At 56.7% G+C, this 11,458-nt stretch carries 10 protein-coding genes; 4 read left to right on the forward strand and 6 right to left on the reverse strand.

Going from position 1 to position 11,458, the window contains the following annotated elements; genetic code table 11:
• The 3 genes from CJ255_RS24900 to CJ255_RS11835 form a co-directional block, all read right to left on the reverse strand.
• The coding region (locus CJ255_RS24900; protein WP_217352439.1) for a type II toxin-antitoxin system PemK/MazF family toxin at window positions 1-84 on the reverse strand (84 nt) is incomplete at its 3' end.
• Window positions 81-347, reverse strand: a complete 267-nt coding sequence (locus CJ255_RS11830; RefSeq protein ID WP_097644309.1) for an AbrB/MazE/SpoVT family DNA-binding domain-containing protein — start codon at window positions 345-347, stop codon at window positions 81-83. The genes CJ255_RS11830 and CJ255_RS24900, both read right to left, overlap by 4 nt.
• Before the next feature lie 198 nt (window positions 348-545).
• The gene (locus CJ255_RS11835; RefSeq protein WP_097644310.1) at window positions 546-743 is read right to left on the reverse strand and encodes a hypothetical protein; all 198 of its coding nucleotides are present in this window, start codon (window positions 741-743) and stop codon (window positions 546-548) included.
• A gap of 213 nt (window positions 744-956) precedes the next feature.
• On the opposite strand from CJ255_RS11835, the gene CJ255_RS11840 reads away from it, so the two are divergent.
• From CJ255_RS11840 to CJ255_RS11855, 3 genes are all read left to right on the forward strand, one after another.
• Window positions 957-2,180 carry an MFS transporter gene (locus tag CJ255_RS11840; protein ID WP_097644311.1) on the forward strand — a complete coding sequence of 408 codons (1,224 nt, stop codon included), beginning with the start codon at window positions 957-959 and terminating at the stop codon, window positions 2,178-2,180.
• 161 nt (window positions 2,181-2,341) lie between these two features.
• On the forward strand, window positions 2,342-3,253 hold the full coding sequence (locus CJ255_RS22745) for an NACHT domain-containing protein (protein ID WP_124681914.1): 912 nt from the start codon (window positions 2,342-2,344) through the stop codon (window positions 3,251-3,253).
• Window positions 3,250-3,810, forward strand: coding sequence for a hypothetical protein (locus CJ255_RS11855; RefSeq protein WP_097644314.1), 561 nt, complete (start codon window positions 3,250-3,252; stop codon window positions 3,808-3,810). The genes CJ255_RS22745 and CJ255_RS11855 overlap by 4 nt, the downstream gene beginning before the upstream one ends.
• Window positions 3,811-3,983: 173 nt before the next feature.
• On the opposite strand, the gene CJ255_RS11860 is transcribed toward CJ255_RS11855, so the two are convergent.
• The 3 genes from CJ255_RS11860 to CJ255_RS11870 all read right to left on the reverse strand — a co-directional run bounded on the left by CJ255_RS11860 (window position 3,984) and on the right by CJ255_RS11870 (window position 9,796).
• Window positions 3,984-5,330 carry an MFS transporter gene (locus CJ255_RS11860; RefSeq protein ID WP_097644315.1) on the reverse strand — a complete coding sequence of 449 codons (1,347 nt, stop codon included), beginning with the start codon at window positions 5,328-5,330 and terminating at the stop codon, window positions 3,984-3,986.
• Between the two features lie 254 nt (window positions 5,331-5,584).
• Window positions 5,585-6,604: a CPBP family intramembrane glutamic endopeptidase gene (locus CJ255_RS11865; RefSeq protein WP_097644316.1), complete on the reverse strand. Its 1,020-nt coding sequence runs from the start codon at window positions 6,602-6,604 to the stop codon at window positions 5,585-5,587.
• A 273-nt stretch (window positions 6,605-6,877) separates the two neighbouring features.
• Window positions 6,878-9,796, reverse strand: coding sequence for an insulinase family protein (locus tag CJ255_RS11870; RefSeq protein WP_097644317.1), 2,919 nt, complete (start codon window positions 9,794-9,796; stop codon window positions 6,878-6,880).
• A 316-nt stretch (window positions 9,797-10,112) separates the two neighbouring features.
• On the opposite strand from CJ255_RS11870, the gene rpoD reads away from it, so the two are divergent.
• Window positions 10,113-11,291 (forward strand): RNA polymerase sigma factor RpoD, encoded by a 1,179-nt coding sequence (rpoD, locus tag CJ255_RS11875; protein WP_097644318.1) that lies wholly within the window; start codon window positions 10,113-10,115, stop codon window positions 11,289-11,291.
• Window positions 11,292-11,458: the final 167 nt, after the last annotated feature.

Raw genomic sequence — 11,458 nt, forward strand, 5'->3', positions numbered from 1 at the left:
GATGATCAGACATGGTCGCGTCTTCTGCATCTCCACCCCGACGGTTGGATCAAGCGTGACCAAAAAGACATCAAAGCGTTTCATTCCCACTCCCACTCTGTACTATCCCAGAGCGTTGCAGGTGTATCGGCATCAAGCAAGACGTCATCCTGGCGCTCGGCCATCTGGCGGAACTGTGCGGCCCAAGCGGCTCGCGGCGCGGCACTCGAGCGGACAATGAGGCGACTACCGTCCACTTCGAGTTCGATGGTATCAGTTAGGCCAATCTGGTCACGCACGACCTTGGGAATACGGATGCCATGGGAATTGCCAATCTTCACCAGCCGGGTTTTCATTACGGTGCTCATTCCAATCCTTCCTTTCATGAAGTAATCACATTGTAATTACATGGTTGAGCTTTGTCAAGTGGCATCCAAGGCGTTCTGAGTCCTCTATTGCCAAAGAACGTATCTTCGTGTAGCATACGAGCTATGATCACGGTAGCCACACCATCCCTCATCTGCTCCAAAGTGCGGAACTGGTTGCGTAGTACGCGCTCCGTGCTCTCATGCTTCGACCAAGATACCCAGAGTCGTCTGGTGCCTCCACGATGGCCGCATTGGATCATCGCCTCCTGCGCGGGTGTTGATCTGCTTCGTGGTGATGAGCGCACTGCTATGGTGAAGCGGGCTTATACCATTTACGATTGTAGATTGCAGATTGCCGAACATGGCGTCCCAATGGGCGTTAGCGTTCTTGATCATGCGGCATGTTCAAGGGTAATTGGTATTACGTTGTGACGTAGCCTGCTGCTTCGCCGAGCAACCGGGCATAGCCCCCCAAAGCCCCTCCATTGCGCCAAACCAACGCAGTACCAAACACCCTCGCAGCTTGAGGGTGTTTTGAGCTGCCTTTAAGCCCAAATCCAAATGGATTTGGGTGGCTTGGTTGTGGTTTGCAAAAAGGAGGTTGCACCAATGAATCTGTTATCTCTTCAGATATATCTACGACGCATTAGCCCACCAGTTTGGCGCATTTTCATCCACAGTATCCTCTTTGGTTTAGCCATAAGCATTGCGGATCTGCTCTTCAATTTCTACCTCATAAGCCTGGGGTATGGAGCCGACACCGTAGGCTTATTGTCCACCGTCAGCCGCTTGGCCGGAGTCTTCTTTGGGGTACCAATGGGTATGTTGATTGATCGCTTTGACGCGCGCCGAGCAACCTTATGGGCACTGGTGGTGTATTGTCTTGGCTGGGGCTTTATGCTGCTATCGCACAGTCTGTGGGCCTTAATCCTAGCTCAATCGATCATCGGGGCAGCCTTTCTGACTGCCACGATGGCGCTTGTGCCACTGTTGGCCAGTGTAACCAACGATGATGAGCGGGCCGATGTCTTTGGGCTGAATGCTTCGGCCACCCTCATGATCGGGCTTGTCGGCAGCAGCGTAGGGGGCATGCTGCCACTGCTGGTGGCGGGGTTGCTCGGCAGTGACCCGCAGGCCACAGTGGCCTATCGTTTCGCTTTGCTCAGCGTCATCGGCTTGAGCCTGCTGGCGATGCTGCCATTGCGAGGGCGCTTCCCAGTAGTGCCGGAGCAGGCACTCGCGGCTACTGTGCCTGCCGAGAGCCAAGCATTGCCGTTGCGCTCCATCCTGCGCCTGGTTAGCTCAGGGCTACTCTTAGGGATTGGCGGTGGCGCGATCATTCCTTTTCAGAACCTCTTCTTTCGTGATGTCTTTGGCTTGCCTGATGCGGCAGTAGGCATCGTCTTTGCGCTGGGCTGCTTGGGCATGGGCCTAGGCGCCCTCCTTGGCCCATTCGTCTGCAAAGCCCTTGGCTTGCAGCGCGGAGCCGCCTTGCTCCGTTTTGCTGCCATCATCGGCTTACTCTTCATGCTCGCACCAATGCTCAGTTTAGCAATAGCAGGCGTCTTTCTGCGCGGCCTCTTGCTTGCCGCCAGTTTTCCCATGAACGATGCCCTGATTATGCAGCATACCCCCTTTCTGCAGCGCGGCCTAGCCATGAGCATGCTAAGCGTCCTCTGGGCCGCCGGATGGGCCCTGAGTGCGCTGATCTGCGGTATGCTCCAAGTTCACTGGGGCTTTACCCCGCTGATCATCATCGCCGCCGTTGCCTTCAGTCTCTCGGCATGGCTCATTCTGAGCCTGCGCTTGGTGAGGTCAAAAGCTCTGGGTTGAGACGGTTGAAGGTTTCAGAAACAGCCTCAGTTTTACCGTTGGAGTGCCGACGTTAGTCGGCATCCAACGGTAGTTTGTGATCTCAGCCGACTAACGTCGGCATTACCTACGGCTAACAAAAGAAGCAAACAGTAAGTCTTTCGTATATAATAGATCACATCATGACCATTTCAGAAGCCAATCCATCCCCCCCAACTCAAATAAGCAGACTCAGCGCTGAGATTGCTGCCGTACTGCCCCCTGAGCTCCATGATCAAGCTGAGGTAATTGCCCAGCGTGTCTTTGCGGCTTTTGGTGTTACCAGTAGGCAAACGCTCACTCCGAATTCTGAGAGAATGGCCCAGGCTTTGGAAAACTTGGCTGGGCGCAATTTTTCTGTAAATCAGGCACTGATCAACTTTGGTGAGCATACGCACGTTGGAGGTAACGTAACGATAGGTAACGTTGCCGGTCGTGATAATATCAACGTCGCTTGTACAATTAATTATATCAATCAATATAATCCAGAAAAATATAGACGCGATCAAATTTTAGTACGTATAGAAAATCGTGTACGTAATCAGTCTCATGATGCTGTAAAAAAATTAAGTACGGTTGAAATCAATCTTTCTTACTATACCAACAGTCCAGCAGCAGCCATCGCCACGGGCGTTGCTCAAGAGCAAACCAGAAGATCAGCAGCATCCCAAGGTATGATGGAGATTGTCACTCATTTCGAGGGGCGTTTCATCATGCTTGGCGATCCAGGTTTGGGCAAGAGTACCATTCTCTTTGCGATCATGCACCACCTGTTGCAAAACGCCCGCAATGATGTCAACTTGCCCATTCCGGTTCTCGTGAACCTCTCTTCATGGCAAGACCCCAAGCAACAATTTCAAACATGGTTGGCTGAACAGATTGCGGTGACCTACCAACTGCCTCGGCAGTTGATGCTTGATTTGATTACGAATGATCGGATTTTTCCGCTCTTGGATGGGCTGAATGAGGTGCGTGAAGGTTACCAAAAGCGCTGCATTGATGCGATCAATCTCTATTTACGATTGATTCCGCGCTTGCCCGCCGCTCCATCATGATTGGTGTTGCGACCTCCATCTTCATCACGCCAATCCTTGCCCTCGCTAGTAGTCCGCTCCTCGGCATCTTGACCGGCATCTCCTTTGGTGGGTTATTGGCTGTCCTGCTGATCTCACGCGATCTCACCGGACAAGAGATCAAGCCAGATGAGAGGAACCAAGATGGCATTATGGCATCGCTCAAGAACGCCCTGCTCGTGAGCTCTATTGCTGGCATCATGGGGACAGTCGCTATGGGAGGGGTCTTAACGCTCATCTTTGCCCATACTATCGGCTGGATCTTTGGTCTCTGCTTCGGCTTAGGTGTTGCGCTCTTCTCTTGGTCCTTCTATGGCGGCGAGACTTTCGCCAAGCATCTGCTGCTACGAGCTATGTTCGCCAAGCATAGCTATTTGCCATGGCGTCTCGAAGATTTCTTTACCGCTTGCGCCAACATACGCCTGCTGGCTCGCTTCGGTAGCGGCTACACCTTCATGCATATGAAGCTGCGCGACTATATGGCTGATGTGAGTGATGCTGAGATCGATGAGCTTGTAGATCGCGTGAAATTGCAATAGTACCCAACCACGTTGCATAGCTCGCTAAACTATGGCAGAGTACGTTGCACTCCAGCATATGCAGCTTGTCATGCCACTTACCCTTGAACATGCCGCATTATCAAGAATGCTAACGCCCATTGGGACGCCATGTTCGGCAATCTGCAATCTGCAATCTGCAATCGTAAATGGTATCACACCCGCTCCGGCACCCGATTGCCCGCCTCTTCAATCGCACGGCGCACGTTGACCATGAGCAGTACGAGTAGCCCGGAGATGAAGAAGACCATGAGCGAAACGAGGGCGATGCGGTAGCTGCCGGTGATCTGGTAGGCTAGGCCAAAGAAGAGTGGCGCTAACCAGCTTGTGCCCCGCTCGCCAACTTCGTAGATGCTAAAATATTCCGCCTCTTGCCCTTCCGGGATCATTTGTGAGAAGAGCGAACGGCTGATCGCTTGGCTCCCCCCTAAGACCAACGCGATCACGGCGGCTAGTAGGAAGAATTGTGCGGGCACTTCGGCGGGCATGAAGTAGCCGTAGATCACGACGGCTGTCCAGATTACCAAGCTGGCCGCAATGGCCCGTTTGGCCCCGATCCGTTGGGCGATCCAGCCAAAGAGCAGCGCCCCAAAAAAGGCGACAAACTGCACCATCAGAATCGCCGGAATGAGAACCCCCTGCGGCAAACCTAACTCCTCGGCCCCAAAGAGCGCCGCCAGTGCAATCACCGCTTGGATACCATCGTTGTAGAGCAGATAGGCGACCAAGAAGAGCAGCATATGGCCATTGTGACGCATCTGCTTGAAGGTGTGGACTAACTGCTTGAAGCCAACGGTGATGTAGCGTTCCCCTGGGGGCAGACGGCGTACCGCCCCCCGTGTGCGGATCGTCGCCAAGGGAATCAGTGTAAAGATGGCCCACCAGACCCCCGCTGAGGCGAGGCTGATCCGTACCGCCATGCTCTCTTCAATCCCCAGCGCTTCAGCATTGTTGAAGAGGATTAAGTTGAGCAGCAGGAGCAAGCCGCCCCCCAAGTAGCCTAAGGCCCACCCCTTCGACGACGCTTCATCGCGCTTGTCTGGGCTGGCAATCTCTGGCAGAAAGGCGTTGTAAAAGACCATTGATGCGCCAAAGGCAAGGTTGGCGATCACAAACAAGCCCCCACCCAACAGATACCTGTCGCCCTCCAAGAAGTAGAGGCCCATCGTCGCAAATGCGCCGATATAGGCAAAAATGCCCATGAACAGCTTCTTCGCCCGCGAGTAGTCGGCGATTGCGCCCAGAATCGGCAGAAAAAAGACCTGCAACAACACCGAGAGCGAAACCATATAGGCAAAGAATGATCCCGCTGCCAACGGAATCCCCAAGGGATAGACGAAACCTTCGCTGTCGGCAGCCGCCCGCGCTACCGCTGTCAAATATGGCCCTAAGAAGACCGTTACAACCGTTGTGGAAAAGACCGAGTTCGCCCAATCGTAAAAATACCAGCCAACCAACTCACGGCGATCATCAACGGGGTAGTCGGGCGTAGTTGCGCTCATAGATGCCCCTTTACGTAAGCTTTATGGCGTTAAGCCCCCGGCGGGGGCTTAGAGGCTGTCTGAAAAGTCTATGAACTGACGTTGGAGTGCCGGCTTTAGCCGGCTAAAGCCGGCACTCCAACATGTGCCCACTAGCTTTTCAGACAGCTTCTTAGGGGAGGCTGCGCCTCCTTCAAGAATCCTCTTGTTGTTTGGTGTTGACGGCGAAGCCGTCAACACCAAACAACAAGAGGATTTGGAGCGTAGCCCCAATCTCACGTTACACTCTCAAGCATCCAAACGATCAAAAAGTGACTAATCGCGGCGGCTGTGACCTTGCCAGTTCGCATGTAAGTCCAGCCGCCAGCCAGCCCAATTGCGGCCCCGCTGAACATGCCGAACCAGCCGCCCCGCAGCATGCCCAAGGCAGCCCAGACGGTCGCGGCGCTGATCAAGGCCAGCCATGGGCTTACTGCATCCAAACTGCCGCCCTCCATAGCGCGGGCCAAGCCCTGCTGGATGCCGCTACGCAACAACAGTTCCACAGGCAAAGCCACAAAGAAGTAGGCTTTCACCGCGCCAAGCAGCAATGTCCCCGCAGTTGGCAGCGGACTAACCAGGCTGAGGTTGCCACTGGCCCAGCCGCTGCTACCTACCAGCAAGAGCGCCACGACGCCAGCCAGTAGCGCCGTGCGTAGCTCACGAGGGCTCAGATGCCAACTATAACCCACCCCAGGCCAGCCGCGTACCGCAAAGAGCAACAAGAGCAATGGGATACTCGCCAACTCAAAGAAACCGACCAATCCCATGTGTTCCGGCAGGGTCAAGGGGGGCAATAGGCCCAACCAGAGTGCTACCGCCAGATAGCCCAAGCCGATTGCATCGAGCGGTGTGGGTTGCCGTTGGCTGCGGGCCCGCACCAGCATGACCGCTGGCAGCAGGGTGATCGCCAGCGCCGCCAGCATACCACTCAGATCCAATGCACGCACCGTCTGTGCATAGGCCACATAGAGAACAGGCAAAAGCGCCAGTAACACTCCAAAGGCCCGTAGATCGTGGCGCACCACCCGCCCCAAGCCATCATAGAGCGCCGCACAGCCCGGTAGCGTCACGGCCAGCGCCAACAGGGTAAAGGTGGTCAAACTACCCCAACGTGCCGCCGCACTCATCGGAATCGGGTAGCTCGCCAGTGCAAATGTACCAACCAAGAGCGCCGCACCCACCAATGCCGCCAATAGACCCTCCGGCAGTCCAAAGGCATCAGTTGGGTAGCGCCAATCGTTCTTTCGAGGCAAACAGAAACTCCTTCCTCCGGCGGGGGGTTGGGGGCGGCTGCGCCGCCCCAGAAGAATTTTTTGTTAGGGTAGGGTAGGTAGTGCCGACTTTAGTCGGCTGAGGTCGCCGACAACCCCAGGATGCCGACTAACGTCGGCACTACGTTTGCCCCATAGGTCGCCGACAACCCCAGGATGCCGACTAACGTCGGCACTACGTTTGCCCCATAGGTCGCCGACAACCCCAGGATGCCGACTAACGTCGGCACTACGACGGTAATGTTGAGTTGAATTTCAAAGAACTTTTACCGGCGTCAACAAGCCCGGGCGTTCGCGGTTGGCATTGAGGATTGTCTCTTCGCTGCCGACAACGCAGCTTACCCCATGCTCGCGCAGGGCGTCGGCAGCCTCGGCGAAGGCCCGGAAGTCGGCGGCGCTGGCGTCGAGGATCGCTTCGCGCATCTGCTGACGCCATGCATCACTCACGCCGCATAGATGGCGTAGAAACGCCGACGTCCCCTTGGCATCAGGTAACTGGTAGGCATCTAAGTCGCCAATCGCACCAATGATTGCCCGTTCCACCGTCTGGTCATCGAGCGGCACACTGCGTAAGAAGTCGCCCAGTTCAGCGTAGACCTGCAGGGTCTTGAGGAGGTTGGGATCACGGTAGGAGGTTGCGGCCAGCAGCCCGCTGGTGCGGTCGTAGCTACAGCCTGCACTATAGGCTCCACCCTGCACGCGAATGCGATCCAGTAGGTAGCCAATGCTGAGCCAGCGCGTCACCATGCCCGCTGCGCCGCCTACCTCAAGCCCTAGACGCTGCAAGTTGACCACTTGGGCTACATAGTTGACCCGCGCCGGGATGATGAGGCCTTCGCCCGGGCCCGCTGCGCTTACCGACCAAATTGCCGGGGTGTAGTTGCTGCTCGGCAGTGCCGCCGTAAACTCAGCGAGCTGCGGTGCTAACTCGCGGTAGCCCGCCTCATCGAGGGTCAAGTTGAGCAAGAGGCCACTGCGGTTCACCAAATGCTGACGCAGAGCCTCAAGTTGGGCCAACACCCCTGGCCAATCGGCCTGGATGCGCTGCTCTAGCTCGCGTAGGAAGAAGATGCTGCTAATGCCCGCCATCTGCTCATCGGCCCACTCCGAGGGCTCAAGGCGCGCCGCGCTGCGCTTGCGCGCATAGGCGTTGCCCGCTGGCACCAAGCCCGACTCCTTCGCTACCCGGCTCTTGGTCACAATCTGGCGCAAACGCTCCGGGTCATCGAGCCGCAACTTGAGCAGGACATCCTGCAGAATCGCCAGCAACTGCGGTCCTTGGGCTACCGTCGCTTTGCCCCTGATGGTAAAGCGCCCCAAATAGTCGCCCGTCGGCAGATGGTTGGCCGTCATCACGGTAGCGCCAATCCCGCCCGTGTGCCGCCCAATCCGGCGCAAGAGCCGCACAAAATCCTCTTCGGTCGTGCCCATCTCGGTGAGCATACGCGCAAAAATGGGGGCCAACGGCAGCAACTCGGTCGGTAGGCTGCGTAGGTCAAAGGCCAGATCCAAATAGATCACGCCATTGGTAAAGAGATCATGGTAGAGCAGCGGGGTCTCGCCAGCCGTCCGTAGCTCACTGGGAATCTGTTTAGCCTGACGATCCAGATCGGCAATGTGCAGCGTCGGAATCTTGGCGAGCTCTTCGGGCGCATCGGGCTGCTCTTGCAGCGCCTTGAGCGCCTGCGTCTCGGCCACGAGCCGTTCGAGGGTCGCGTCGTCCATACTGGCACGGGCGGCATCGAGACGGGCCTGCTCGTGGGCCGCTTCGCGGGCGGCGTGTTCCGGATCGGGGCGCAGCAGCACGCGGACGCGGTGGGAGTTTTCAAGCAGGTGGGCGCGGATCAACTGCTGAAAGATCGGCTCGCGCCGTTCCAGCATAGCCTTCACCTCGGCCAAGGGCACCTCATAGCGCAACGGGGCCAAGGGATCGCCCTCATAGAGCCAGGTGCTGAGGCTACGCAGCATCAGGCTCAGGCCACGCGGGAACGAGCCGGTATTGTTCTCGCGTAGCGCAAACTCCATTGTATTGAGCGCCGCCGCAATCTGGTCATCATCAAACCCCGTGTCGGCCAAGCTGGTGAGTGTCTCCACGATCAAGGTTTCCACCGTAGCGGCCTGAGCGGGATCAATGCCCTTCAAGCCAACGCTAAAGGTGTGCTGCAGGAGACCGTGGTAGTAGCCGCTGCCGGTCAGGCTCTCGCCCAAACGCGAATCCATCAGGGCTTGGTAGAGCGGCGCAGCGGGTGTACCAATCAGCAAATAGCTCAGGATGTCTAGGGCCAAAATGCGCGTCTGGTTCTGTTCTGCATCCAGCATCCAATTGAGCGTCACCATGCCCTTTTTCTGGCCCTGCTCCTCTGGCGAGACCGCATAGGTCTGTTCGACGGTGCGTGGTTCGCTGAAGCGCGTCTGCAAGCCAATCTGTGGCGGACTGGCTAACGCCTCAAACTGATCCAAATAGGCCGCCAGCAGCGTTAAGCGCTGCTCTGGATCGTCATCACCATAGAAGAAGATGCGGGCATTCGAGGGATGGTAGAGGGTGGCATGAAACTGCTGGAACGCCTCGTAGGTAAGCTCAGGAATATACTGCGGATTACCACCCGAAGAGACGCCATAGGTTGTGTCGGGAAAAATGGCCTCTATGCCCGCACGGTAGAGCAAGTAATCGGGCGACGAATACTGCCCCTTCATCTCATTAAAGACCACGCCGCCAAATTTCAGGGGCGCATCCTTGGTGGGCAGGGCAAAATGCCAACCCTCCTGCTTCAGCACTTCCGGCCCAAGCTTGGGGAAGAAGACCGCATCAAGGTAGACATCAACCAAATGGTAGAAATCGGTCAAATTGGTAGACGCCACCGGATAGGTCGTCTTATCCGGGTAGGTCATCGCATTGAGAAAAGTCTTCACCGAGCTCTTAATCAGCTCAAAGAAGGGCTTCTTCACCGGATACTTCGCCGAACCACAGAGTACGGCATGTTCAAGGATATGGGCAATGCCGGTATGATCCTCTGGCGGGGTACGGAAGGTGACCCCAAAGCACTTATTCTCATCGTCATTCTCTAACGAGAGTACTTCAGCGCCACTCCGTTCATGACGATAGAGACGCGCACGGGTCTTTAACTCCTCTATCTCTTCATCGCGCAGCAGCACGAACGCATCAGCTATGCTCATAAGTGTCTCCGGGGTAAACAGGCCAAAGGGATGGTTTTAGAAAAGCGTAAGGTTGCTTTACTAGCCTGCGAGGATGCGTGAGGCGAAGACGCGCTAGCTTCGCGTCCTCGCGTCCTCACGTCCTCGCGTCCTCGCAAACGGCAAAATTCCTCCGAACCATCCCAAACATCTCAACTATACCCATTGTACCAAAAGGCGTATGGCTTGTGTGCTCGCGCCCGACTTTTGGCGAATATGCTAGAATACAAGACATCCACCCTCACAAACAATGGCACCCCGTCCTCTTGACAGAAAGCTGGCCAGCGAAGGAATAGTTATGTCTCAAACGCAACCCGAAGCCGTGCGAACGCCCAATACCGTCAGCCAGGCCGACATCCAACGCCTGCTCGACCATGGCCGCGCACGGACCTTCGTTACGCTTGAAGAGATCCAAGCGCTGGTTCCCAACCCGGAGGATGCCACCGACGCAATTGATATGATCTACGCCGCTCTTTCTGAGGCCGACATCCCCGTGCGCGAGTCGGAAGAGGAAGATGTGGTCAGTACCAACCTCGCCGAACTAGACGGTGATCTCTCCGATGCCCTCTTGGGCGATAGTGTGCGCCTCTACCTCCGTGAAATCGGCCAGGTCCAACTGCTCACCCATGACCAAGAGAAGCGTTTGGCTCAAGCGATTGTCAAGGGCCAAGAGGCCGAACAGCGGCTCAAAGAGGCCGAACCGGGCAGCCCAGAGTATCAGCAATGGCAACGCGACCTCGAATTGGGCAATGAGGCCCGCCAGCAAATGGCCGCAGCCAACCTGCGCCTCGTGGTGAGTATTGCCAAACGCTACCGCGACCGCGGCCTGCCCCTGCTCGATCTCATCCAAGAGGGTAGCTTGGGTCTGTTGCGTGCGATTGAAAAATTTGACCACGAAAAGGGCTTTAAGTTCAGCACCTACGCCACATGGTGGATCAAACAGGCGCTCTCGCGGGCTCTAGCCGATCAATCGCGGCTTGTGCGTCTGCCTGTCCATCTGGGCGAAACCCTCAACCGCATTCAGGCCGCCCGTCGCCAGTTGACCCAGAGCTTAGGCCGTGAACCCAACGACAGCGAATTGGCCCATCATCTCGAGATGAGCGAAGAGAAGCTGCGTGAACTGCGCCGCACCGCCCAAGACCCAGTCTCGTTAGCGACTCCCGTGGGCGAGGAGGCCGACAGTACTCTCGCCGATTTCATTCCTGATCCCCATGCCCTCGACGCCGACGATGCTGCCGCCAGTGGGATGCTGCGCGACCAGATTACCACTGCGCTCGACCAGCTTACCGAACGGGAGCGGCGCGTCCTCGAGTTGCGCTACGGCCTCTCCGACGGCCAACCGCGCACCCTTGAAGAGGTCGGCAAAGCCTTTGGTGTCACCCGCGAGCGGGTGCGCCAGATCGAGGTGAAAGCCCTGCGTAAACTGCGCCACCCCCGTTTGGGCAAGCTGCTCAAGGACTATTTGGATCAGATTTGAGGGTGTAGAGGGTGTAGAGGACACAGAGGTTTTCACCACAGAGGCACCGAGGGCACAGAGGTTTTGGGTTCAACCCAAAACAGCGGTGCCTGCGCCCCTCTCCCACCACGTGGGAGAGGGGCGTAGAATTTTTGTGCGGGTGCATGCGGATTCCTGATGGAGATGCG

This window comes from Candidatus Viridilinea mediisalina (genome assembly GCF_002532535.1).
Lineage (GTDB): Bacteria > Chloroflexota > Chloroflexia > Chloroflexales > Chloroflexaceae > Viridilinea > Viridilinea mediisalina.

Excerpts from the sequence above, each read along its gene's own strand:
- CJ255_RS11830 (WP_097644309.1), bottom strand. The coding sequence starts at position 347 with ATGAGCACCGTAATGAAAACCCGGCTGGTGAAGATTGGCAATTCCCAT.
- CJ255_RS11835 (WP_097644310.1), bottom strand. The coding sequence starts at position 743 with ATGATCAAGAACGCTAACGCCCATTGGGACGCCATGTTCGGCAATCTG.
- CJ255_RS11840 (WP_097644311.1), top strand. The coding sequence starts at position 957 with ATGAATCTGTTATCTCTTCAGATATATCTACGACGCATTAGCCCACCA.
- CJ255_RS22745 (WP_124681914.1), top strand. The coding sequence starts at position 2,342 with ATGACCATTTCAGAAGCCAATCCATCCCCCCCAACTCAAATAAGCAGA.
- CJ255_RS11855 (WP_097644314.1), top strand. The coding sequence starts at position 3,250 with ATGATTGGTGTTGCGACCTCCATCTTCATCACGCCAATCCTTGCCCTC.
- CJ255_RS11860 (WP_097644315.1), bottom strand. The coding sequence starts at position 5,330 with ATGAGCGCAACTACGCCCGACTACCCCGTTGATGATCGCCGTGAGTTG.
- CJ255_RS11870 (WP_097644317.1), bottom strand. The coding sequence starts at position 9,796 with ATGAGCATAGCTGATGCGTTCGTGCTGCTGCGCGATGAAGAGATAGAG.
- rpoD (WP_097644318.1), top strand. The coding sequence starts at position 10,113 with ATGTCTCAAACGCAACCCGAAGCCGTGCGAACGCCCAATACCGTCAGC.